The organism is Actinosynnema sp. NPDC023587 (genome assembly GCF_040640215.1).
Classification (GTDB): Bacteria; Actinomycetota; Actinomycetes; order Mycobacteriales; family Pseudonocardiaceae; genus Actinosynnema.
Window position 1 is genome coordinate 183,049 of record NZ_JBFABG010000005.1, and the last position, 24,139, is coordinate 207,187.

Genomic DNA, 24,139 nt, shown 5'->3' on the forward strand with positions numbered 1-24,139 from the left:
CTCCCGGAGGTGCGCCCCGGTTCCTGATCACTCCTCGGCGCGCACCAGGTCCGGCACCGGGGCGAAGGTGAGGCACAGGTGCAGCGGGTGCACGCCCCAGGTGTCCATCGCGTACATCGCGAGCAGGCCGCCGGTCCCGACCGACTCGGGCGTGGCCGGGCCGCTCACCGCCGACCGGCCCTCCCACATCGGCAGGTCGGCGGGCGGCGCGGGGGCGGTCCGCGCGACCGAGAGCCGCTGCCCCTCGTACTCCCGCTCGACCAGCAGCACGTAGGGCTCCTGGAGGTCGCCCTCGTGCTGACCGGGCTCGACCGCGAGGCACTCGCCGCGCCCGGCCGCCGCCGCGCTGATCCGGCCGACCCACTGGAAGGCGTCGACCAGGGTGGTCTGGGTCATCCCGTCGCTGGCCTCCTGGCCGCCGACCCGGCTCAGCTCGGCCACCCCGGCGGCGATGCCGCCGTCGTCGGCGCGGTAGCGGTCGAGGAGCACGATGCTGGAGGAGTCCGGGTCGAGCGCCACCAGCTCGCGGAACCGGCTCTCGCCCCACGGGCTGCGCGCGAGCAGGCCGCGACCGAGGAGGTCCAGCACCTCGGCCGGGTCGTGCATCCGCCAGAAGGTGCACTCCGCGCCGACCCACAGCGGGAGGTAGCCGCCGATCGGCAGGCCCGGCACGACCGTGGTGAGCGTCGAGCCCACCGCCGGCCCCGGCCCGTCCGCCGACGTCGCCGGAGGGGCGGGCTGCTCGACGGGCGGCTGCGGCGCGGGTGGTGACGGGGCCGGCGGGTGCGGAACCGGCGGCGGTGGGACGGGTGCCTGCTGAACCGGCGGGTGCGGAACCGGCGGCGGGGTGGCCGGGACCGGGCCGGGGAACGGCGGCAGGGCCGCGAACCTCGGGTCGACGGTGGCGGTCCGGATCACGTGGTGCGCCCAGGCCCGGACCCGGGTCAGCGGGTGGTCGGGGAACTCCTGGTCGAACCGGGGGTCGTCGCCCGCGTGGAACGGCAGCCGCCCCTTGACCTCCGGCGCGTACGGGTGCGGCATCAGCCACCGGTCGAACCCGACCCGGGCCGCCAGCACGGCCTCCCGCACCCCGGTCGTGCCGCGCTCGACCGCCTGCGTCATCAGGACCGCGCTCGACCCGGCGCGCGGCACGGTGAACGAGGCGACGAACACCTGCCCGGCCGGCTGGTTCGGGATGGGCACCTTGAGCACCTGGAACAACGCGGGCACGCCGCCGAGCAGCAGGGTGTGCGCTTCGATCAGGCAGCCGGACTCGCCGTAGACCACCGCCAGGTCGTGCCTCAGTCTCGCCAGGTCCTCCAGCGGCGCGGGCAGGTCCGGGACGAGGTCGAAGTACTGGAGGCTCACCCGGTCGCCGGTCACGGGGTTCGCCCAGGTGGTCGGGTCCTGCGGGTGGAGGCCGGTCGTGTCGAATGCGATGGGCACACCCGGAACCCTATTGGTGGACTACCCCGCCGCGCGGGCGGTGGCCCTCATCCGCAGCCGGCGCGGGCGGATCACCGAGGACAGGCCGGGCTTGAGGTCCCGGGGGCGCGAGAGGTCCTCCAGCCGCCACCGCGCGGCGATCGTCGCGAGGGCCAGGGTGGACTCGACGAGGCCGAACCGGTCGCCGATGCACTTGCGCGCGCCGTGCGCGAACGGCACGAACGCGGTGCGCGGCGGCACGGGCCGGCGGGCCGCGTCCCACCGGTCCGGGTCGAACCGGTGCGGGTCCGGGTACAGGTCGGGCCGGTGGTGGACGAGCTGCGGGCAGAACGCCACGACGGTGCCGACGGGCACCGGGTGGCCGGCCAGCTCGGTGTCGGCCGAGACCCGCCGGGTCAGCAGCCAGACCGGCGCGTACAGCCGCAGGGTCTCGGTGATGATCCGCCCGGCGAGCTCCAGCGCGGGCAGGTCGTCGTACCGCGCGGCGCGCCCGCCCAGCACCCGGTCGACCTCGGCGTGCAGCCGGCGTTCGACCTCCGGGTGGCGGGCGACCAGGTGCAGCGCCCACGCCAGCGCGGACGCGGTGGTCTCGGTCCCGGCCAGGTGGAACGTCATCACCTCGTTCACGATCTCCTCGTCCGACAGCGTGCGGTCCGTGCCGGCGGACTCGGTGTCGGACGCGGCGAGCAGCGCCGAGAGCAGGTCCCCCCGGTCGACGCCACCGGCCCGGCGGGCCGTCACGAGCTGCCGCAGGAGGTGGTGCATCCGGACGTTGGCGCGCTCGAAGCGCCGGTTGATCGGCAGGGGCAGGCGCAGCACCGCGTCCGGCATGACGACCCGGAACATGAAGTCGGCGGCCACCACGTCCGCGTCCTGCCGGACCTGGCGCAACTCGTCGGGCGACAGGTCGTCGGAGAACATCGTGGCGGTCAGCACGCTCGTGGTGATCACCGTCATCTCCGCCGGGACGTCGAGCACCTGGCCCTCCCGCCAGCCGCCGACGTGGTGGTCGATCCGCTCGGACATGATCCGCCCGTACTCGGTGAGCCGGTCGACGTGGAACGCGGGCTGGAGCAGGCGGCGCAGCCGGCGGTGCGGGGCGTGCGGGCAGAAGGCGACGCTGTTGCCCACCACCTCGCGGGCGCGCTCGCTGAACGGGCCGCCCTTGTCGAACGTCCGGTCGTCCAGGAACACCCGGTTGGCCAGGCCGGGATCACCGACCATGATCGCCTTGACCGGGCCGAACGAGACGCTCACCAGGTCGCCCTGGCCGGCCAGGGACGACAGGAAGCCGAGCGGGCCGCGCAGCACGGCCAGCGAGTGCCCGAGGAACGGCACGGCTCCCCGGGCGACGGGGATCGGGGACGCGGCGGCGTGGTCCATGGGCCTCCTCCGGTTCCGGGCACCGTCGTGCCCGTCTCGGACGGACCAAGGTTGACACCGTTCGGCCCGCCGTTTCGACGTCCGTTCGGGTGTGCCGGCGGTCCTGTCACCCGAACGCCGGGCCGGTCGGCACCGGGCCGGCCCCACCAGGCGATCGGTCGACGGCCGGAAATTTCTCGCGCGGTCGGGAACAACAAAGTTGAGTCGGTCGTTGGCAACTACGAGCGGCGGGGACCACCGCCGCGCCCCATGACCGATTGGTGTGGAAGGAACCCGTGACGATGTTGATGCGCACCGACCCGTTCCGCGAGCTCGACCGGCTCACCCAGCAGTTCTTCGGCGTCGACGGGACCTCCGCCCGTCCCGCCGCGATGCCGATGGACGCCTACCGCGACGGTGAGGAGTTCGTGGTCCAGCTCGACCTGCCCGGCGTCCGCGCCGAGTCGATCGACCTCGACGTGGAGCGCAACGTGCTGACCGTGCGCGCCGAGCGCGCGAACTCGGGTGACCGCGAGTACCTGGTGTCCGAGCGCCCGCGCGGGCTGTTCAGCCGGCAGTTGTTCCTGGGCGAGGGGCTCGACGCGGAGAAGATCCGGGCGAACTACGAGCACGGCGTGCTGACCCTGCGAATCCCGGTCGCGGACCGGGCGAAGCCGCGCAAGATCGCGGTCACCGCGGAGTCCGAGGTCAAGCCGATCGACGCCTGACCCCCGCGCGACGGCAGCGGCCCCGGCGGACGAGTTCGTCCGCCGGGGCCGCCGGATCGCGTCCGCCGGGCCTGGCCCGAGCCGACCGGGTCAGCCGGCGGCCGGCCGGAACACCGCGTCGACCCAGAAGTTCACCGCACCCGCCGGGGTGTCCGGCATGCCCTGCGGGTCGAGCGTGACGTACGAGGTCGGCTCCTCGGCCGGCGTCGTCAACGGCGGCGAGTCCACCCGGTGGCCGGAGAAGTAGGTCCTGTTCCGGGCCGGGTGGGTGTCGGGCGTGTAGCTCGCCAGGTAGGAGCGACCGGCGGTCACCGGCACCGGGGTCTCGAACGTCAGGGTCTGCCAGCCGGTCGCGGTCTCGCCGGTGAAGGTGCCCGTCGCGAGGCGCGTGCCGTCCACCGACCACAGCGACCCGGTGTGCGTGCCCTCGTTCCACCCGGTCTTGTAGAACCGCACGCCCGTGACCGTGCCGTCCACCGTGGGCAGGAACCTGACCCCGACGTGGTGGTAGGACGTGAACGGCTCCCACTCCAGTTCCGGCACGGCCGCGTCGCTGAACAACGTGCACGGGCACGCCTGCGTCGCGGTGGTCGTGAACCGCCAGGTCGTCGCCGCGGGCTCGTGGTTCGCCGTCTCGTCGGCCGCGCGGACCGTGACCGTGTGCCGGGTGTTCGCCGAGAGGCGCGCGTCCGGCGTCCACACGACGGTGTGCCCGTCCGGGGTGCGGCTGATCCTGCCCGTGAGGCGCGCGCCGCCGCCGTCGGTGACCGTGACGGTGGTGTCGGTCAGGTCGACCGGCTCGTCGAACGACGCGGTGACCGGGCCGTCGAGGTCGACCTCGGTGGCGTCGTCGAGCGGTGTGTGGCTGCGGTGCGCGGGGGGCGTGGTGTCGCCGCTGAACGTGAAGACCACGTCCACCCAGTACTGGTTGCCGCCGTAGTTCGTCGTCGGGAACGCGCCACCGGTCGCGTAGACGCCGTTGGGGCTGTCCCCGGTGTTCTGGCCGGCCGACAGCGGCGGCGAGGTGACGCCACGGGATTGGAAGTAGCCCGACCCCAGGGCGTACTGGCCGTTCGGCGCGGTGTAGGACGCCACGTAGACCTGTCCGGCCCGGATGTCCACCGGGCTCGCGAAGGTCAACGTCTGCCACCCGGTCGCGGTCTCGTGCACGAACGTGCCGACGGCCAGCCGGGTGCCGTCGGCGGCCCACAGGGTGCCGGTGTGCGTGCCGGTGTTGGCCGCGCCCTTGTAGAACCGGACGCCGGACACCTGGCCGTTGTAGGCCGCCGTGAACCGCACGCCGAGCTCGGACGACGCCGAGCTCCCCGCCGATTCCGTCGTCGGCACGGTCGCCGTGCTGAACAACGAGCACGGGCAGGCCGCTCCGGCCGCCGTGGTGAACGACCACGTCTCCGTGGTGGCGGTGGTGTTGCCGTTGACGTCGGCCACGAGCGCGTTCACGGTGTACTCCGTGGCGGGGGCCAGCCGCCCGTTCGGTTTCCAGACCACCGTCTGCTGGTCGTCGGACAGCGTCGACGCGCCGAGCAGGCGCACGCCGCCCGGATCGGTCAGCCACACCTGCGGCGACGCCGGGTCGACGGGCTCGCTGTAGGTCAACGACACCGGCCCGCCGACCGGTACGGCCGTGGCGTCCCGCCCCGGGGTGCCGGAGACCAGGGTGGGCGGGGTCCGGTCGCCGTTGAGGCCGCTGCGGTAGACCACGTCCACCCAGTAGTTGTTCCGGTTGTGGCTGGCCGACGGGAAGCCGCCGCCGTAGCGGAACACGCCGTTGCCGCCGTCCACGCCGGCCGCCAGTGCGCGGATGCCGCCGTAGGACGCCTGGGCGCGGAAGTGGTCGACGTCCACCGCGTACCGGCCGTGGGGCGCGTAGTAGGACACGACGTAGGTCGTGTTCGCCTGCACGGCCACCGGGTTGAGGAACGTCAGCGTCTGCCAGCCGGTCGTCGTCTCGTCGGTGAACGTCCCGGTCGCCAGCAGCAGGCCGGTGGACGACCAGAACGAGCCGGTGTGCGTGCCGGTGTTGGCCGCGCCCTTGTAGAACCGGACGCCCGACACCTCGCCGCGACCGTCGAACCGGACCTTCGTCCCGAGTTCGACGGCGTCGGTGTCGCCGGTGGACACCTCGGTCGGGGTGGTGGCGTCGTCCCACACCGTGCACGGGCAGGCGGCCGGGCGCGGCGATCCCGTGGTGAACGCCCAACTGTGCGAGTGGGCCTGGTTGCCCACGGCGTCACGCGCGCTCACCCGCGCCGTGTAGGTCGTACCGGGGGTCAGCGCGGCGGACGGTTCGAACAGCACGGTCACGCCACCGATGGTCACCGACGCCGTGCCCGCGACCGGGCCCGCCGGTCCGGTGAGCGCGAACTCCACCGAGGACGGGTCGACCACCTCGTCGTACACGGCGTTCACCCCCGTGCGCGGCACCACGCTGCCCGCGCCGGCGACCGGGGTGGTGGTCACGAGCTGCGGTGCCCGCGCGTCGGGCCCGGTGGAGGTCGCCCACAGCACGTCGACCCAGTAGTTGGTGTTCTCCGCGCTGCGGTCGGGGAAGCCGCCGCCGGGGCGGAACACGCCGTTGCCGCTCTCCAGGGAGGACCGCTCGCCGGTCAACGGCTCCAGGTGGCGGGCGGACTGGGCGAAGTAGCCGGTGTCGGCGGAGAAGTGCCCGGTGGGCGAGAGGTAGGACACGACGTAGGTCCGGTCGGCGTCGACCGCGACCGGCGACGGGAACAGCAGCGCCTGCCACCCGGCGGCGGTTTCGCCGACGAACGTGCCGGTGGCCAGGCGGGTCCCGGTGGTGCTCCACAGGCTCCCGGTGTGGGTGCCGGTGTTGCCCGGCCCCTTGTAGAACCGGACGCCGCGCACGTACCCGGGCGCGGAGGACCGCCACTTCACGCCGAGTTCGACGGCCGAGCCGTCGCTCAGGTCGGCGACGCGCGGAGTGTCGTCGTCGCCCCACAGCCCGCACGGGCACGCGCGGGGCGCGACCGAGGGGGTGGCCGACGCGGTGCTCAACGGGTTCCGCGCGGCGTCGAGCGCGCGAACCCGGAGCTGCGCCCGACCGGACGCGGTGGGCGTGTAGGCGGCGCTCCAGGCGGCCGAGCCGGCGGTCCACCCGGCGGGCCGCCACAACGCGCCGCCGTCCGTGGACACCTCCACCGCCGCGACCGCCGCCGGTTCGGCGACCGTGCCGGAGAACGCGTAGCGCGCGCCGACCACGGCCCCGGCGGGGACCCCGGTGATCTCGACCGCCGGAGCCGCCGCCGTCGGTTCCGCGACGGCGCGGGGCCCGGCCACCACCGGGACCAGGAAAGCGGCGACGACGACGACCACGAGCAGTCGCGCCGACACCGCGGTGGATCTGTGCCGTAAGGCACCGGACAAGGGCATGGCTTTCCCGCCTCTCCCCCGAGGCGGAATGGCCTCGGTTTCACGCCGGGCATCGGTGGCGCGCGGCGGGCCGTTACCGCGACCGCCCGGTGGGCCGAAGGACGGCAGGCGACGGGAACACTTGCGGCACAACAACTTGGGCCATCTCCCCGCAGTGCGCGGGACCGTGTGCCCCAGCGGGCACTGGCTCCGACGGCCCTGTGCGCCCGGCACACGGGCGATCCCGGCGGTGCGACCGCAGGTGGGACGCGGGCACCCGATTCATGCGGACAGCGCCGAACTGCGGTCCCGCGCGGACGCGTTCCTCAGAGCGGGTAAGGAGAAGTCGCGAGGCGCATGATCGGAAAACAGCGCTCGCACCGGACGCGGCCCGGACGAATCCAGTGCAGGGCGGTGTCGCATTCCACGCACCGCAGCGCGGAATGCGAGACCTTTTCAGGCAGGTACCGGGCGGGACGACCGGTGACCGACTCGTAGAACCCCAACCCCTCCGGCGGCACCAGGAAAATCCGGTCCTTGACGGTAACCAGCGGCACCGCCCGCCCGGACGGCACCAGGTACGCCACGTGGTCCAGCGTCACCCCGGGCCAGGGCACGAGGGTCGGGTGCTCCTTCCCGCAGTGGTTGCGGTTGCCCTCCGGGCAGACCGGGAAGTCGTGCACGGTGCACCGCGCGACGCCGACCTTGCGCAGACCGGTGGCCACCGCCGAACCGCGCGGTGGCAGGTCGTCCCAGGCGATGTGGTTGCAGCCCACGGACGGCACGCGGTGCAGCCACCTCGGATCGCGGTCGGCCGCCGTGAACCACAGCGACAACCACCCGGCGCGGTGCGACCGCCCGGTGCTGCGCCGCGCGGCGGCGGCGGTGACCCGGGGCCGTGACACCGCCACCCCCGTGCGCGTCGGTCCGTGGATGGCGATGTCGAGGAGGTTCCCGGCGCTCGTGCGGAGCGAGCTGTCACTGCGGAACTCGGCGTCGTCCCCGGCCCGCTGCCAGTACTCCCGCTGCCGCTTGTGCTCGTCGGGCTCCGGCCGGATCTCGTGCGCGCCGTGGCCGCCACCCGCGAAGTGGCTCGCGAAGTACCGACCACCGACCTCGCGAACGAACATCTCGTCGTGATCGGGCTGGTCCACGCACAACAACACCCGATCACCGCGCCGCACGGTGCCGCGCAACGCGGTGATCGCGGCGTAGTCGGACGCGGACAGGCGGTCCAGGTCCACTTCGCGGTCACCCGGCACGAACCGCACACGCGTCATGACGCCCCCGGCCTCGTCGGCGGCAGTGGTTGCCGCTTCGACCATCCCGCACCGGCCCCCCGTTTTCCACCGGGTCGCACCGATGGAGCAGCGGTGTCGGACGAGCCGGCGCGGCGGTCCCTTCGTGGCCGGACCGACCGGTCGACCAACCACCTGGTCGGCCGTTGCCCCGCCCGAACCGCTCCGGTGATCCTGACCGGGGCGACCCGAGGAAGGTGGCGCAGGTGGGCAGACCGGTCACACCGCAGCAGACGGAGTTCCGCATCCCGTTCCCCCGCGCGATCAGCCCGGACGTGTCCGCCGTGCACCCGGACTCGATGGCGTGGCTGCGCGGGCACGGGATGCTGCGCAGCGACGCCGCCGCCCGGCGGGTGGACGGGTGGCGGCTCACCGAGCTGGCCGGCCGGTTCTTCCCCGACGCACGCGGTGCGGACCTGCGCCTGGGCGCGGACGTCATGGGGTTCTTCTTCCTGTTCGACGACCAGTTCGACCACCCCGGCGGCCTGCGCGCCGAAGCGGTCGCGGTCAGCAAGGAGTTGCTGCGCCTGACGTCCCGACCCGCCGGACCCGCGCCGGCCGGGGCCGGCCCGGTCGTCACCGCGTGGGCGGATCTCTGGGACCGGTCCTGCCGGGGGATGTCGGCGGCGTGGCGGGTCAGGGCGGCCCGCGAGTGGCGGCGGTACTTCGTCGGCAACCTGGAGGAATCCGTCGCGCGGGAAGCCATGCCCGGCGATTCCGTGGAGGACTACCTCCGGCTGCGCGCGACGAGCATCGGCACCACGCCCGTGTACGACCTGTGCGAGCGCACCCAGCACTTCGAGATCCCGGACGAGGTGTTGCACAGCCACCACGTCCAGGCGATGCGGGACCTGGCCACCGAGATCGTCGTCCTGTGCAACGACGTGGCCTCCACGATCAAGGAGAGCGCCCGGGACGACGCCCTCAACGCCGTGCTCTTCCTCGAACGACGCGGTGCGCGGCGCGGACCGGCGGTCGCGCGCGTCCGGCGGATGGTCGACGACCGCCTGGCCGCGTTCCAGCGGCTGAGCGGTCGCACCTCCCGGATCTGCGCGGCGCTCGACCTCACCGCCGAGCAGCGCGACCGGGTCGACCGGTACGTGCGCACCGCCCTGGTGTCGGTCGTGCGCGGCAACTACGACTGGCAGCGGCGGAGCGCGCGCTTCTCGGTCGGCGACGCCCGCCCCGGCACGCTTCCCGGCTACCTCAACGACCTCGTCGGTCCGCACCTCGACGCCGTGGACGACTCCTGACCCCGTTCGCGGATTCGCCGGCGGCGACTCCGGTGACAGCGACTCCTTCGGCCGCTTGTGCCCGATGACCGTGCGTGGTCGAGTGATTACCGCTGGTTCGTCCTCGACCTGGGAGCAGGCACATGACGAGACATCTGGGAACGAGCACGCGGAACCGGCTCAGGGCCTGGGCCGTGGCCGCCGCGTCCCTCCTCGCGCTGGGGTCCGCCACGGCGGTCGCGCCGCCGGCCGGAGCCGAGGTCGCCGCGCTGACCTGCACCGTGAACGTGCAACTCAGCTTCAGCCCATCCCTGACCGCCGTGCAGACCACGGCGTCGGTGGTCGCCGTCGCCAGCCTGTCGAACTGCCTGTCGCCCGACGGCTCCCACCCGCACCTGGCGGGTGGCACGGCCAGTCCCGTCTCCGGCACCGTCACCAGCCTCGGCGGCATCCCGTGCAACCTGCTGCTCACCATCACCGGCTCGGGGACCATCGAGTGGTCCCCCGGCGACGAGCGGACGGCGTTCGACTTCACCGTCCGGACCAACGTGCTCGACGGGACCGTGCAACTGACCACCTGGCAGACCGCCGGCACCCTGGCCGGCACCACCTCGCAGACCGTCGGCGTGGCCAACCCCAACCTCGACTGCCTGCTCAACGGCCTGTCGGGCCTGGCCGTGCCGGTCGCGCTGACGACCTTCCTGTGATGCGCACCGGGCCGGCGTGACGGATTCCGCCCGCCGGCCCGCGTGACGGGCGGGCCGCGAGACCGGGCGGATGACGATCACTTCCGCATGGGGGCGCTGACCGCCGGTGAGCCGGAACGGGCGCGGGAGGTGGCGGCGGGGGTCGGTTCCCGCTCGGGCCGGCGTCGACGTGGCCCGGTCGACGTTCGCGCTGCACACCCTCCCCCACGACGTCCGCGACGACGTGCCGGCCGCCCTCGCGCCGCACGTCGGGACGCTCGCCGTGGACGAATTCGAGGTCCCCGACCTCTCCCCCGGGCAGCGCCTGGGTTTACTGGCCGAGACCTGCGATCGCGGCCCGGCCGAGTACGTGGGAGCAACCCGCCACGGCGCGGGCCGTGCAGGTCGCCCGCGCCGGGTTCGCCGACGTGGTGGTCACGCCCCTGTTCGACCACTGGTCCTCGCCCGCGTTCCCGCTCACCGCCGCCGGGGCGGCCTGACGGGTGCCGGCCGTCGGCGGACGGACGTTCCCGGTACGGCGAACGGGTGTGACGGACCGTGCGGGTCCGCGTCCTGCCGAAGCCGGCTCGACTACCCGGGGTGACGAACCGACGCGGCCGTCCGGGCGGTCCCGGTCCGGCGACCGGCGGTGGCGGCGTTCCCGCACCGCCTCGCGGGCGCGGCGAATACCGTCCGTCCCGCGCGAATCGCGGCGTCGACCGAATCGGCGCGTCCCGGCGTACCAACCGGACCAGTCACCCTGTTCGACCCACCGCCCTACCCATTCGGGCGACTGTACACGGTCAAATAGCCGATGCTAGCGTCGACCACGGTCGCGACCGCGGAATAATCCGCCTCACGGCAATCTGGTGCATTCATATACGCCGGCAATGGAGTTCGCGCCGGCGCGTGCGTAAAAGGAGAACACCCGCCCATGACCACTGTCGCTCCCGGCGTGCTGCGCACCGATTACCAGCGGTCCGTCGCGGCGTACTGGAACGCCGAGCGGGACCCGGTGAACATCCGGCTCGGCGAGGTCGACGGGATCTACCACCACCACTACGGAATCGGTCCGTACGACGAATCCGTGCTGGCCGGTCCCGAGGAGACGCGGGACGCCCGGGTGATCGCCGAGCTGCACCGCCTGGAGACCGCGCAGGCCGACTTCCTGATCGACCGGTTCGCGGGCACCGGCCCGGACGACCGCCTGCTGGACGGCGGTTCGGGGCGCGGCGGCACGAGCATCATGGCCAACCGGCGCTACGACTGCCGGGTGGACGGCGTGTCGATTTCCGAGAAGCAGGTCGAATTCGCGAACAACCAGGCCGCCAAGTGGGGGGTCGCGGACCAGGTCCGGTTCCACTTCCGGAACATGCTCGACACCGGTTTCGAGACCGGCGGTTTCACCGGCGTGTGGACCAATGAGACGACCATGTACGTCGACCTGTTCGACCTGTTCGGCGAATTCTCCCGACTGCTCGCCCACGGCGGTCGGTACGTCTGCATCACGGGCTGCTACAACGACCTGACCGGCGGCCGGTCGAAGGCGGTCAGCCAGATCGACGAGCGGTACACGTGCAGCGTCCACCCGCGCAGCGCGTACTTCAAGGCGATGGCGGCGAACAACCTGGTGCCGATCGAAGTGGTCGACCTGACGCCGCACACCATCCCGTACTGGGAACTGCGGGAGAAGTCGTCCGTGGCGACGGGCGTCGAATCGTCGTTCCTGACCGCGTACCGCGAGAACAGCTTCCACTACCTGATGATCGTCGCGGACCGGGTGCAGGGCCGGCGGTGACGTGAGCGGGTGACCGGGGCCGGTGTCACCGCCGCCCCCGGTCACCCGGGGTGAATGGCGCGGTCCGGGTCGCGGTGGTCGGCGCGTGGCGGGGCGATCCGGTCCTCCAGCAACTGGCCCGGCCAGTCCCCCACCAGGAACTCCCGCACCCGCGTGAAACCGTTGCCCTCGTAGTAGCGCACCAGTCGGCCGTCGCCGCCCGCGTAGCAGTCCACCCGGACCAGTCCCACGCCCAGCAGCCGGGCCTGGTCGCGGGCGTGGTCGAGCAGCGCGCCGCCGACCCCGAGGCCGGTGAAGGCGCGCGAGGTGACCAGCATCCGCACGTACAGCTCGGGCTCGTCGATCGCCGGCACGTACTCCGGGGCCTGCGGCGCGTGGGTCAGCACGCCGGCGGGCTCGCCGTCGACCTCGGCGACCCACACCGCGTCCTCCCGGACCCGCGCGGCGACGCGCGCGGCCCGCTTCTCGTCGGCGGACCACGGCTCGCTGCCCCACTGCCCGGTGCGCCCGGACGCGTCCAGCCACGCCACCGCGCCGTCCAGCATCGCCATCAGCACGGCCAGGTCGGCCGGTCCCCCTCGCCGAATCCGCACCACGTCCCCCTCCGCCCGGACAGTCCCGCCGGGACTCTACGCCCCACCTACCGTCCACAAAGGACACGATTCCGCCCTCGTCGGCGGAGAACAGCGGATCTCCCGGGACACCTCGGCGGAAAAGCCTTGCGGGGGCGGCCGGCCGGCTGCGACCATCACCACCATGCCAGAACGAAAGGGCGGCGACGCCCCCGCGCTGTGAGCGCACGTCGCGGGCGTCGGTCCCGCGTCTCCCCGGTCCCGTCGGACCGCGTTCCCGTCAGCACCCCGCGCAGCGAGTGGCCGGACCGGCCACCACCGTCCTTGCGGTGGGCCGATTCGCCCGCGCCGGGCGCGGCAGCCCTGTCCGACATCTCCTCGCACGCCTCGTCGCGGCGGCGGATCGGAACACCCGCGTGCCGTTTCGGGTGATCGCCCCCGGGGTCCGGTCGGTGGCGTCCGGGACCGGGTCAGCGTCCGGGCAGTGGCGGGTTGCCGCGCGGGCGCAGGCGGCCCCTCGGGAGGGGCGGGGCGGGCAGGCGCGCCCCGGGGTAGCCGGCGACCTGGCCGAAGCGGTCGGTTCCGGCTTGCCACTCGTCGCGGTACCGGACGATCTCCTCGTGGTCGCGGGCCACGAAGTTCCACCACATGACGATCTGCTCGCCGAACGGCTCGCCGCCCAGCACCATCACCCGGGCGGGCGAGCCGCCGGGGTTCGTCAGGCGCAGCGTCCCCACCTGCGGGGCCGTGTACCCGAGTTCGGCCCGGGACAGCCGGACGCCCGCCAGCTCCACCTCGCCCCGGTCCACGAGCACGCCGTGCTCGTGGACCGGGTCCACCGGCAGTTCGAGGGCCGCGCCGGGCTCCAGCACCAGCTCCGCGCCCAGCAGCGGGGTGAACGCCCGCACCGGCGAGGTGTGGCCGGCCAGCGTGCCGAGGAACACCCGGGCGGTCGCGCCGGGCAGCCGCACCGGGTCCGGGCGGTGGTGCTGGAAGTCGCGGGGCGCGTCGCGGTGGGCGGCGGGCAGGGCGATCCACAACTGCACGCCGTGCAGCACGGAGGTCCCCGGCAGCGACACCTCCGAGTGGCAGATCCCCCGGCCGCCGGTCATCAGGTTCAGCTCGCCCGGCCGCACCACGGCGTGCACGCCGTGGCTGTCGCGGTGCTCGATCCCGCCGCTGAACAGCCAGCTCGCGGTCTGCAAGCCGGTGTGCGGGTGCGGCGCGACGTCCATCCCGCCGGTCGAGGACACGTCGTCGGGGCCGTAGTGGTCGGCGAAGCACCACGCGCCGATCATGGACCGGCCGCGCTGCGGCAGGGTGCGGCGGACGGTCATCGCGCGCGGACCGCCGAGCGGCACGGCCCGGGGTGCGAGGACCTCGACGCCGGACCCCGCCGTCGCCGCGCACACCACCTCGGCGGGACTGGTCTCGGTGTTGCTCATCGGGTCGCCCCCGGCCGCCACGTCACCCACCCATGGTAGTTGCGGGGGGAAGCACCTCGCGGCACCTCCACCCGTCCCGGTCGCCGCACGGTCGTCCCCTCCTCCAGCAGGAGGGCCGACGCCCGGTCCGCCGACACCCCGCCGGGGGCGGGCTCCGTCCGCGCCGCGACCATCCCGCTCACCACGGCGGTGGCGATCGACGTGCCCTTCCACCGCGCGAACCCGCCGAACTCCACGACGTCCTGCCGCCGTCGCACCCGCCCGTCGAGGAAGGTGCTGACCACGTCGCCGGGTGCCGTGCAGGTCACCCACGGCAGTCGCGGGCTGTACGCCGCGAGCTCCCCTTCCGCCGGGTGGCCGCCGACCGCGACCACCCGGCCGCCGCCGGGTTCGGGTGCGTCGGCGCGGGCGGACCACCCGTCAGGGTGTGGCCCGCCACGGGCCGAACGCGCCCCGCGCCGCTGCCTGGACCGACGTGTGCAGCCGCCCGTCCGGACCCACCAGCACCACCACCACCCGACCCGCCGAATCCACCGCCGCCGCCGGGTAGTCCAACGGGGTGCCGCCGATCCCGGCCCACGTCCCGGACGCGTCCGTGGTCACGCCGCCGTCGCCGGACCGCCCGACGACGACCACCGCGCCGTGCGCGACCACCGCCGCCGGACCACCGGGACCACCCGGGCCCGGCCCGCGCACCGGAGCCGACCACGAATCACCCGAACGGGTGGCGCGCAGCACCTCCCCCGTGTCCGCCACCGGCACCACGACCGTCGTCCCCCCGGCACCGGCCACCGCGACCGGCGGACCGCCGGGTGCCACCGCCGGGAAGGACGCGTCCCAACCGCCCGACCACCGCACCACCGACGTGGCCGTGCTCGCGTACACCTCGGGCACGCCGTCCGGACCGGGCACCGCGCTCACCCCGTCCCGCACGTCGGTGCCGCCGAGCCGGTCCCACGCACCCCAGCGGCCCCCGCCGTCCTGCTCGACCCGGCTCACCCCGCCCCGCGCGTCCCGCACGAACAGCGCCAACCGCCCGTCCCGGTGCGCGGCCACGGCCGGCCGGCCGACCCGCGCGTCACCCGGGTCCGGGCTGCCCACGCCGACCCAGCCCCGGTCGTCGCGGCAGGCGAGCTCCCGGTGGTCCAGCCGCCGGCCGCACACGGTGAGCCCGCCGACGCCCGTGCCGACGGCCAGCCCGGCCGCCAGGAGGCCGTCCGGGCGGTCCGGTGCCAGGCTTTCCCAGCCGTCGCCCGACTGCCGCCACCCGACGACGTCCCGGCCGCGCACGGCGAACGCGTGCAGCCGCCCGTCCCGCGCCCGGCCGACCCACGACGTGCCGGGGTCCCACCGGTAGTACATCCGGCGCGGCCAGCGGTCGTAGGACGCCGGGCCGTGGGCCAGCCGGTCGTGCCGCTGGTACGCGGCGAAGTGGTCGACCTTGTCCTGCTGCTGCTCCGGGCTCAGGTTCACCGGGGCGGTCTCGGTGTTGTAGTCCCGGTAGCCGACCACCGACAGCGCCGGGCGGTCCGGCGACCGCCGGTAGACCCGGGCCGCCGCCTCCGCGAACCGGGCGCTCATCACGTGGTCCGGGTGGTCGTGCAGCGGCTGCCAGAACGGGTAGTCGGGATCGGGGTCGGCGTCCTGGGTGCGCAGCACCGTCGGCCGGAACCCCTCCATCAGCTTGACCAGCGTCCTGATCAACCCGTTGCCGGTGTAGCGCGACGGCTCCGACACCTGGCCGCCGGTCGGCACCAGCGTCGTCACCGACACCCAGCCGCCCCGGTCCCGCCACAGCCGGCCCAGCGCGCCCCGGCCGCCCTCCGCACGCGGGTCGGCGTCCTCGGGGAGGTTGAGGAAGACCAGCTCGACCCGGGGTCGCGACCTCAGCGAGTAGCGCTCGGCGGTGCGCCCGCCCGCCAGCACCAGGGCCGAGCCGGACCATTCATCGGGTGCTCCCGCCATCCGCGCATAGGCGGCGCGAGTGCCCGCCTGACGAGCCGCCGAGTAGTCGTTCGCATCCGGTTCTCCGGCTTCGCCCGCGGTGAGGAACACCGTCATCAGGCGGTTTCCGGAACGGACACCATCGCGTACATCCGGATTCATGAACAACAGGTCGTCATCGTGGTGCGCGACCACCTGGAGGTGTGCGACCTCGCCGGCTCCCGCGGGCTGTGCGGTAGGGTCCCCGCAGGCCACCAACACCGCCAGCGTCAACGCCACGAGCAGTGCTAACGGCCGTGCACGCGCCATGAACCCAGTGCCCCCAGTCGCATTCCACCCCTGCTGCGACCGACAGGCTACCGACAGGAAGGCGACCTCGCAGAAACGGTGACCAACGCGACGCCTGACAACGAAACCGCGGTGCGGAGCGTCGTTGACAGGTGGGATTCCACGTCGATGGGCCAGTTCGGCACAGCAGTGTCTTGAGGGGTTTCGAGGGGACTTGTGCGCATATCGGTAGTGGTCCCGTGCTTCAACGAGGAAGCCGGGTTGGAAGAGCTCTACGCCGCGCTGATGCGCACGCTCCCGGCGGTGGGCGGGGACTTCGAGGTCCTGCTCGTCGACGACGGCAGCACGGACGGCACCCTGCCGCGACTGCGCCTGATCGCGGAGCGCGACGAGCGCTTCAAGTACCTCGCGCTGAGCCGGAACTTCGGCAAGGAGGCCGCCATGCTGGCGGGCCTGGGCCACGCGACCGGCGACCTGGTGGCGATCATGGACGCCGACCTCCAGCACCCGCCCGAACTGCTGGAGCGGATGGTGGCGCTGATCGGCACCGGCTACGACCAGGTGATCGCCCGGCGCACCCGGCGCGGCGAGGCCCCGGTGCGCAAGCTCGTGTCGAACCTGTACTACAAGGTGATCAACAAGGTGGTCGACGTCGAGTTGCAGAACGGCGTCGGCGACTTCCGGGTGCTCAGCCGGCGCGCGGTCCAGGCGCTGCTCTCGCTGGGCGAGTACAACCGGTTCTCCAAGGGCCTGTTCTCCTGGATCGGCTTCGACACCGCCGTCGTCGACTACGACAACGTCGTCCGCCGGAACGGCAACAGCAGTTGGACGCCGCGCAAGCTGTTCAACTACGGCATCGACGGGGTGGTGTCGTTCAACTCCAAGCCGCTGCGGATCGCGATCCACCTCGGCGCGCTGGTCACCGCGATCGCGTTCGGGTACGCGATCTGGGTGCTGGTCAACGCCGTGTGGCACGGCGTCGACGTGCCCGGCTACGTCACGCTGATGTGCGGCGTGCTCGTGCTGGGCGGTCTGCAACTGCTGTTCCTGGGCGTGATCGGCGAGTACGTCGGCCGCATCTACTCCGAGTCCAAGCGCCGGCCGCACTTCCTGGTCAAGGAGTCCGCCGGCACCGGACCGACCCCGGTGACCCTGCCGCTGGGCCGCGAGGTGGCCGAGCACGCGGCGGAGATCATGGGCGACGTCGTGGCCGGGCCCTTCACCGAGCGGACGACGCGGTGACCGGGCGGCTCGGGCGGATCGTCCGCTTCGGACTCGTCGGCGTGGTCAACACGGGCGTGTACTACGGCCTGTACCTGCTGCTCGGCCTGGTCTTCCCGTACCTGGTGGCGCACGTGACGGCGTTCGTGCTCGCCATGGTCGGGTCGTACTTCCTCAACTGCTACTTCACCTTCCGCACGCCACCGTCGGTGCGCAGCTTCCTGCTGTTCCCGCTGTCCAACGTGACCAACTTCGTGGTCACCACGGCGGGCCTGTACGCGCTGGTCACGTGGCTGCACGTCGACCAGGGGATCGCGCCGCTGCTCGCGGCGGTGGTGGCGATCCCGTTCACGTTCATCATCGCGCAGCTCGTGATCCTGGGACGTCCCGGGCCGGCCGCGCCACTGGTCAGGGAAGAGGAACGGACGTCGTGACGACGCTCGTCCGACGATCGGCGCGGGGTCCGCTGGTCGCGTCCGGTGTGTGTGCGGCGGTCGCGCTGATCGCCCAGATCCCGTTCCTGCGCAACCGGTTGTTCTACGTCTGGGACGACAGCGCGGTCCAGTTCCTGCCCACCTGGCACCACCTGGGCGGGCGGCTGCTGGACGGCGACTGGCCGCCGCTGCTCGACGTCGACAACTGGATGGGCGGCAACTTCGCCGCCGAGGCGCTGTTCGGCATCTGGAACCCGGTCAACCTCGCGAGCTTCGTGCTGGTGTCGCGGTTCGACGACCTCGCCGTGGCCGCCGTGGTGGTGAAGACCGGGTTCCTGGTCCTGCTGGCGCTGGGCACCTACCTGCTGTGCCGGGAGTACGGCGCGGGGCGCGGGCCGGCCGCGGCGATCGCGGTGGCGCTGCCGTTCAGCGGGTTCACCCTCTACTACGACGCCGCGACCTGGGCGGCCGGGCTGATGGCGTTCACCTGGCTGCCGTTCACCTGGTGGGCGGCGCGGCGGGTGGCGCGCGGCGCGGGCAGCCCGCTGTGGGCGTTCCTGTTCGGGGCGCTCGCGGTGACCACGGGCAACCCGTACGGGCTGCTGGGCGTGTGCGTGGTGATGGCGGCGCTGCTGGTCGAGTCGTGGCTCGCGCACGACCGGGCGGCGCTGGTCCGGCTGCTCGTGGTGGGCGGCCTGGTGGCGCTGCTGGTGCCGTTGGTGTACCTGCCGCTGCTGGGCAGCTCGGCGGTGACCGCGCGGGCGGGCCAGGGGTTCGGCAGCGACGGCGTGCTGATGCCGAGGCTGTCCGACCTGTTGAACCTGAGCATGGCCAGCCACCAGCCGATGGTGCGCGGGTTCGGGCCCAGCATCCGGATGATCACGCCGTCGGTGTACTTCGCGTGGTTCGTCGTGCCGCTGCTGCCGTGGCTGCACTGGAACCGGCTGCGCGCGCGGTGGCGTCCGCCGGCGGCGGTGTTCGCGGTGGCGGCGGCCTACCTGCTGTTCGCGGTCGGGCCGTCGAACCTGTGGATGTTCCGGTTCCCGTTGCGGCACCTGGAGGTCGTGTACCTGGCGCTCGGCGTGCTGTTCGCGGTCCTGCTCACCGGCGGGCCGAGGCTGGACCACTTCCGGCGGCGGGCGCTGGTCACCGGGGGCGCGCTGGCGCTCACCGCGTACCTCACGTTCTCGGCCGGGCCGTGGCAGTGGCGGCACCACCTGGTCGCGCTGGGGCTGCTGGTCGTCGGGGTCGTGCTCGTGATCTGGCTGGCACGGCGGCGGCGGGTGGCGGCCGTGTACGGCGTGCTGGTGGCCGGCGTCGCCGCGGGGCTCGTGGCGCAGACCGCGTGGTTCCCGTTCAACGGGGACGTGGCGGTGCACAACCACCCCCGGTCGATCACCGAGCTGCGCGCGCAGACCCCGCCGCACGAGGGCACCACGTTCCCGGTGGGCACGGTGCTGCCGGGAAACGTCGGACTGGTCGTCGGGCTGTCGTCGGTCGGGTCGTACACCGGGATGCAGTTCCGCGACTTCGCGAACGCGACGTGCATGGTCTACCACGGCGGCACGTGCGCGGGCAGCCTGGACCGGATCTTCGCGCCGACCGATCTCGACGGGCGCACCCTGGCCGACCTGATGCGGGTGGGCAGCGTCGTGGTGGAGAACGAGATCCGGCCGGACGCCCGGCCGCCGGAGGGGTGGCGGGTGTCGTTCCGGTCGGGCAAGGAGACCGTGCTGACCCGTGACCAGCCGCTGCCGTGGCCGGACGGGCGGCTCTCGCACGCCACGGCCGGCGTGCGGGTGGTCGAGGACATCGCGCCGGACGACCGGGAGGAGGCCGTGCGGTTCACCAAGCCGCGCGGCCGGGCGGGGTCGCTGGTGTTCGCGCGGCTGGCGTGGCCCGGGTACCGGGTGGAGCTGGACGGGCGGGAGCTGACCGCCCGGTCCGGTCCGGCCGGGCTGCTGGTGGTGGACCTGCCGGCCGACGTCGACGCCGGACGGGTCGCGCTCCGGTGGACCCCGCCCGGCCTGCCGCTGGGCGGCGCGCTGGCGCTGCTGGGCCTGCTCGGCGCGGTCGCCTGCGCCGGCGTCCTGCGGTGGCGGGCGCGCCGGCCCGAGGTGCCCTCCCCCGTCGAGGTCGACCGCGAACTCGCCAACGCGTGACCGGCGGCTCGGGGCTGAGCGGTGGGGGGGGGGGGGGGGGGGGCCCCCCCCCCCCCCCCGGGGGGGGGGGGGGCGGCGGGGGGGCGGGGGGGGGGGGGCCCGCGCGCGGGGGGGGGCGCTGCGGGGGGGGGGGGGGGGGGGGGGGGGGGGGGCGGGGGGGCCCCCCCCCCCCCCCCCCCACCGCTGCGGCCAGGGGCGGCCGGACGTTCAGGCGCAGGTGCCGAGCGCCGCGCGCAGTTCGTCCCGCCCGGTGATCCCGAACTTGTCGTAGATGCTGGAGAGGTGGGATTCGACCGTGCGCAGCGCGAGGGACAGTGCCGCCGCGATTTCCTCGTCGGAGTAGCCCGCGACGGCCAGTCGCGTGATCCGCGCCTGTTGCCGGGTCAGCGGCCGGCGGCGGGGTGGCGCGAGGTCCGCCAAAGCCCGCGCCGCCTGAGCGGCCCGGTCCACGTCGCCCACCCGGCCGGCCAGCGCGCGGGCCCGGTCGAGCTGGTGGCGGGCCGCCGCCACCTCACCGCGCCCGGCCAGTCGCACGCCCAGCTCGTAGCCGACCCGGCCCAGTTCCGGCCACGCGTGCGCGAGTTCCAGCAACCGCCCGGCCTCGCCGAGCAGCTCCACGTCGCGGCCGTCGGCGGCCACGATCGCCACCGCCGACAGCGCACGCCCCACGGTCCGCGACTCGCCCCAGGACACCGCCGCCGAGTACTCCTGGCGGGCCAGCGCGGACGCCACCCCGCGCCGCCCGGCGGCGTGCGCGCCCAACGCGGCCTCGCTGCGCCACGGCAGCACCGCCGGGTTCACCACGCCCCGGGCGATCAGCTCGCGCCCGCACACCAGGTAGTCCGCCACCGCGTCGGCGAACCGGCCCGCCGCCATCGCCACCGCGCCGCGCGCGGCGAGCAGCACCGGGCGGCACCCGGCGGCCTCGGCCGGTGCCCGGTCCAGCCCGTGGCGCACCGCCAGCGCCCGCGCGCCGCCCACGTCCCCGCACTCGGCCAGCAGCTCGACCGACCAGCCGGCCGCCACCAGGCGGATGCCGGGTCCGGCGGCCGACTCGGCCAGCGCGCCGAGCAGGTGGTGCGCCCGGTCGACGTCACCGCACAGCCGGGCCACCCGGGCGCGCAGCAACGTGACCACGCCCGTCGTCCCGTCCCGGTCGGCGAGCCTCAGGCCCTGCTCGTCGGCGGCCACCAGCTCACCGCCGTAGATCAACGTCGTCAGCGCCCGCGTCACGCACCACGCGTCCCGCCGGCACACGTCGTCTTCGAGCGCGTCCTCCGCGCACCGGACGGCGGCCACCCGGTCGTGCCCCGACACCAGCAGGCGCAGCGCCCGGTCGGCGGGACACCGGCGCGGCGGGGTCGACCCGGCCGCCGTGCCGTCGTGGTAGCGGCTTCGCGCCGGGGGGAGGAAGACCTCGAACGGTGGAGTCGCGCCGCCACCCGACAGCGGTGGCCGTAAGTCCGGATCACCCATGCCGCTCCCCTCGCGCCCGTCTGGCCGGCCGTGCCGTCCCCGGGTCGAGCGACCCGCTCACCCGGGAAGGTCACTGCCAGTCAACACCGCCGCGCGCACCCGGACGCCGACTCCGTGCCTGGAGCAGATGCGCACCACCACCGGCCGACAACGCCGCCGGAAACCGCTCCGTGCTCCTGCTCCGCAGTTCGGCAGGGTGGTGCGCCCTGCTCTCAGGCCATGTGACGGAAGATTACGGCGGCTCCGAGCGCCGACCGGGCCGGCACGAACATGTCACCCGAATCGGCTATCTCGAACGGGAGCCCGTGCTCGTGGAAGTAGCGGGCGGTGACCGCCCGATCGGTCACGCCGACGGTGAACGCCACCAGCGCCGGTACCGCCACCGCCCGTTCGCCGGGCAGGAGCGCACCGAGATCGCGGTCCGCGACCAGGGTCAGCCGCGCCGACCCCACGGCGAACACCCGCGTGACGCCCTCGTCCACCGGGTCGACGTCGAGGTAGCGCCGGTAGCGCGCCTCGACCTCGGCCAGGTCGGCGACGGGCACGCACAGCACGGCCTCCAGCAGCGCCACCGCGCCGTTGGGGTGCGCCGGCACGCGGGTCGCCTGGATCTCCGGGTCGAGGTCGGCCACGACGCCGATCCGGCCTTCCGCCACCACACCGGCCCGCTCGCCGTCGACCTCCAGGTAGCGGACGGTCTCCACCAGGTCGGGCCGGACCGGGCGGCGCACCGCGTTCACGCCGCCGTGGCGCACGCCGGCGGCGGTCAGCCGCGCGGCCGTGCCGTCCACGTCGGAGGAGGAGAACATCAGGATGTGCAGGCCCTCGAAGCGGTCCAGGCACGTCGCGAGGTTGGCGCTGGTGGCGGCGATCCGTTCGAGGAGGACGGGCAGCACGTCCGGCGGGGCGTGCAGCGGGACGAGTGTCGCGTCGTCGGGCAGACGCGCACCCGGATCGACCGGTGTCGCCAGCTCCACGAAGTCGCGGGCGAAGTCGGCGTGCGTGTTGGCCGCGCCGAACGGCTCCGGCGCGGCCCCTTCGCACGGTGCCATCGCCGGGTAGGCGGGCGGCGGCACGACGAAGCCGAGGCGGCGGTAGAGGGCCAGCGCCTCGGCCAGGTCTCGGACGACGTGCCCGACGTGGTGCAGTCCGGTGATGTCGGAACCCATGCTGATCAAGGTAGCCCGCCACCACCGCTCGGCGGGGCTACCCGCAGGTCTTGCGCAGCACCGTTCCCGACGTGCCCGCCAGCGTCACGGTGGACACCCGCGAGCCGCGCTCGTTGGTGAGGTCCGCGCCGAGGCCGAGCCGCACGGGGCTGCTCTGGTCACCGTTCGCGTTGACGATCACCGTGCCGCAGGTGAAGTCCCGTCGGAACACGTTGGTCGCCACCGAGCGGTACGCGCCGGTCGGCGTGCCCAGGTTCCAGCGGTACATGGGGCTGCGCGCGGTCGGGTCGCCGTAGTCGTCCGTGGTCTCCACCTCGGCGATCGCGGCCTTGTCGCCCGTGCCCAGGAAGTAGCCGGCCATCGCGTAGCGCTGCGGCTTGTCCTGCCCCGGGCTGAAGTGCGGCTGGACCCAGGTGATCTTGCCGCGCGCCTCGTTGGAGGTGATCTCCGCGACCTGGCGGCTCCAGCCCTCGGCGTACTCGGGCAGCAGGTTCGTGTTGTCGAAGGCCAGCCACCACTCGTCGAACCCGCCGTCGAGGTGCTCGGTGTAGGCGTCCCACGCGCCGTTGTGCAGGCGTGCGTTGGAGAGGTTCGCGACCGTGGTCAGCCCCGCCTCCGCGAACCGGCCCTTCATCGCGGCCAGCATCGCCTTGTAGGCGTCCTGGAACTGGGCGTCGGTCGGGTACTTGGCCGGGCAGACACCGGAGTGGTAGGCGTCGCACGGGAACAGCGCGTTGTCCATGAAGACGCCGTCGAACCCGGTCGCCCTGCTGTCCGCGATGACGTTGCCCGCCCAGGCGTCCTGGTAGGCGGTGTTGCCGATGTCCATCTGCCAGTGCCCGCTGTACCCGCCGTACTCGAACCGCCGGCCGTCCGGACCGAGGAGGAACCAGTCCGGGTGGTCGCGGTCGGCGGCGCAGTACCCGACCCCGGCCGGGAGGTGCTGGTCGTCCACGCCGTTCTTGCACGCGTAGCCACGGGTCGAGGAGAGGTCTTTGTAGACGAACACCTGGACCTGCGGATCGCTCGCCTTGAGCTTCTTGAGCAGGTCGCCTTCCCAGGCGTTGAGCACGATGTACGCGTGCCGCTTCGCCTCGGAGGCCGCCATCGCATCACTCACCGGAGTGCTGTTCAGGTGCAGCCAGAACGATCGCGCGGTCCCGGTCCCGGCGGCCCGAGCGCCTGTTCCGGCGTCCGCCGTGGAAGGTTGTGCCGCATTCGCCGACGAACCGGGGACGATCATCAGCGCCGCCGCGACGCCCAGTGCGCCGAGCGCGCCGGTCATCCGCCTACGGATCTGCCGCGCGCCCACTGCCTCGGAGGGAAAAATGGTCATGGTTCACCTCGCCGAACCTCCGCCGCACGATTCCACGACCTCGGTCGCCGACCGTGAGGCTGTGCCAGTCCTCACTGTTGACGCAGGTCAGACGGGCGGGACGCGTGGTGGTGCGCACGTTCCGGCGGGCCGAACCTGCCCTGTCCTCACTG

18 protein-coding genes are annotated in these 24,139 nt (G+C 73.7%); 7 read left to right on the plus strand and 11 right to left on the minus strand.

Annotation, left to right across the window (positions count from 1 at the left end; genetic code table 11):
* Window positions 1–27 precede the first annotated feature (27 nt).
* Both AB0G01_RS16555 and AB0G01_RS16560 read right to left on the minus strand, forming a co-directional pair.
* The gene (locus tag AB0G01_RS16555; protein ID WP_360945846.1) at window positions 28–1,446 is read right to left on the minus strand and encodes a hypothetical protein; all 1,419 of its coding nucleotides are present in this window, start codon (window positions 1,444–1,446) and stop codon (window positions 28–30) included.
* A gap of 21 nt (window positions 1,447–1,467) precedes the next feature.
* On the minus strand, window positions 1,468–2,829 hold the full coding sequence (locus tag AB0G01_RS16560; RefSeq protein ID WP_360945849.1) for a cytochrome P450: 1,362 nt from the start codon (window positions 2,827–2,829) through the stop codon (window positions 1,468–1,470).
* Window positions 2,830–3,110: 281 nt separating this feature from the next.
* On the opposite strand from AB0G01_RS16560, the gene AB0G01_RS16565 reads away from it, so the two are divergent.
* On the plus strand, window positions 3,111–3,536 hold the full coding sequence (locus AB0G01_RS16565) for an Hsp20/alpha crystallin family protein (RefSeq protein WP_360946496.1): 426 nt from the start codon (window positions 3,111–3,113) through the stop codon (window positions 3,534–3,536).
* A 90-nt stretch (window positions 3,537–3,626) separates the two neighbouring features.
* Here AB0G01_RS16565 and AB0G01_RS16570 read toward each other — a convergent pair whose 3' ends face one another.
* Complete coding sequence (locus AB0G01_RS16570; protein ID WP_360945852.1) at window positions 3,627–6,908, minus strand: DUF4082 domain-containing protein; 3,282 nt, start codon at window positions 6,906–6,908, stop codon at window positions 3,627–3,629.
* Between the two features lie 344 nt (window positions 6,909–7,252).
* The gene (locus AB0G01_RS16575; protein WP_360945855.1) at window positions 7,253–8,206 is read right to left on the minus strand and encodes a hypothetical protein; all 954 of its coding nucleotides are present in this window, start codon (window positions 8,204–8,206) and stop codon (window positions 7,253–7,255) included.
* A 224-nt stretch (window positions 8,207–8,430) separates the two neighbouring features.
* Between AB0G01_RS16575 and AB0G01_RS16580 the strand changes: the two genes are divergently transcribed.
* The 3 genes from AB0G01_RS16580 (at window position 8,431) to AB0G01_RS16590 (ending at window position 11,940) form a co-directional block, all read left to right on the plus strand.
* The gene (locus AB0G01_RS16580) at window positions 8,431–9,477 is read left to right on the plus strand and encodes a hypothetical protein (protein ID WP_360945858.1); all 1,047 of its coding nucleotides are present in this window, start codon (window positions 8,431–8,433) and stop codon (window positions 9,475–9,477) included.
* A 122-nt stretch (window positions 9,478–9,599) separates the two neighbouring features.
* Entirely contained in the window at window positions 9,600–10,163 is a 564-nt protein-coding gene (locus tag AB0G01_RS16585; protein ID WP_360945861.1) for a hypothetical protein, read from the plus strand.
* 913 nt (window positions 10,164–11,076) lie between these two features.
* Window positions 11,077–11,940: a geranyl diphosphate 2-C-methyltransferase gene (locus AB0G01_RS16590; protein ID WP_360945864.1), complete on the plus strand. Its 864-nt coding sequence runs from the start codon at window positions 11,077–11,079 to the stop codon at window positions 11,938–11,940.
* A gap of 41 nt (window positions 11,941–11,981) precedes the next feature.
* Here the strand turns inward: AB0G01_RS16590 and AB0G01_RS16595 are convergent, their stop codons facing one another.
* The 4 genes from AB0G01_RS16595 to AB0G01_RS16610 all read right to left on the minus strand — a co-directional run bounded on the left by AB0G01_RS16595 (window position 11,982) and on the right by AB0G01_RS16610 (window position 16,210).
* Window positions 11,982–12,533 (minus strand): GNAT family N-acetyltransferase, encoded by a 552-nt coding sequence (locus AB0G01_RS16595; protein WP_360945867.1) that lies wholly within the window; start codon window positions 12,531–12,533, stop codon window positions 11,982–11,984.
* A gap of 449 nt (window positions 12,534–12,982) precedes the next feature.
* Window positions 12,983–13,957, minus strand: coding sequence for a pirin family protein (locus AB0G01_RS16600; RefSeq protein ID WP_360945870.1), 975 nt, complete (start codon window positions 13,955–13,957; stop codon window positions 12,983–12,985).
* A complete protein-coding gene (locus AB0G01_RS16605) occupies window positions 13,954–14,331 on the minus strand; it encodes a S8 family serine peptidase (protein ID WP_360945873.1) in 378 nt (125 codons plus the stop codon). The genes AB0G01_RS16600 and AB0G01_RS16605 overlap by 4 nt, the downstream gene beginning before the upstream one ends.
* Window positions 14,332–14,377: 46 nt before the next feature.
* Window positions 14,378–16,210 (minus strand): PIG-L family deacetylase, encoded by a 1,833-nt coding sequence (locus AB0G01_RS16610; protein ID WP_360945876.1) that lies wholly within the window; start codon window positions 16,208–16,210, stop codon window positions 14,378–14,380.
* A 195-nt stretch (window positions 16,211–16,405) separates the two neighbouring features.
* Between AB0G01_RS16610 and AB0G01_RS16615 the strand changes: the two genes are divergently transcribed.
* The 3 genes from AB0G01_RS16615 to AB0G01_RS16625 are packed head-to-tail and all read left to right on the plus strand — an operon-like array spanning window position 16,406 to window position 20,006.
* Entirely contained in the window at window positions 16,406–17,431 is a 1,026-nt protein-coding gene (locus tag AB0G01_RS16615) for a glycosyltransferase family 2 protein (protein ID WP_360945879.1), read from the plus strand.
* Window positions 17,428–17,844, plus strand: a complete 417-nt coding sequence (locus tag AB0G01_RS16620) for a GtrA family protein (protein ID WP_360945882.1) — start codon at window positions 17,428–17,430, stop codon at window positions 17,842–17,844. Before AB0G01_RS16615 ends, AB0G01_RS16620 begins: the two co-directional genes overlap by 4 nt.
* On the plus strand, window positions 17,841–20,006 hold the full coding sequence (locus AB0G01_RS16625; protein ID WP_360945885.1) for a hypothetical protein: 2,166 nt from the start codon (window positions 17,841–17,843) through the stop codon (window positions 20,004–20,006). The genes AB0G01_RS16620 and AB0G01_RS16625 overlap by 4 nt, the downstream gene beginning before the upstream one ends.
* Window positions 20,007–20,213: 207 nt before the next feature.
* On the opposite strand, the gene AB0G01_RS16630 is transcribed toward AB0G01_RS16625, so the two are convergent.
* The 3 genes from AB0G01_RS16630 to AB0G01_RS16640 all read right to left on the minus strand — a co-directional run bounded on the left by AB0G01_RS16630 (window position 20,214) and on the right by AB0G01_RS16640 (window position 23,987).
* Window positions 20,214–21,482: a helix-turn-helix transcriptional regulator gene (locus AB0G01_RS16630; RefSeq protein ID WP_360945888.1), complete on the minus strand. Its 1,269-nt coding sequence runs from the start codon at window positions 21,480–21,482 to the stop codon at window positions 20,214–20,216.
* Between the two features lie 212 nt (window positions 21,483–21,694).
* A complete protein-coding gene (locus AB0G01_RS16635; RefSeq protein WP_360945891.1) occupies window positions 21,695–22,651 on the minus strand; it encodes a VOC family protein in 957 nt (318 codons plus the stop codon).
* Window positions 22,652–22,688: 37 nt separating this feature from the next.
* The gene (locus AB0G01_RS16640) at window positions 22,689–23,987 is read right to left on the minus strand and encodes a putative glycoside hydrolase family 15 protein (protein WP_360945894.1); all 1,299 of its coding nucleotides are present in this window, start codon (window positions 23,985–23,987) and stop codon (window positions 22,689–22,691) included.
* Window positions 23,988–24,139: the final 152 nt, after the last annotated feature.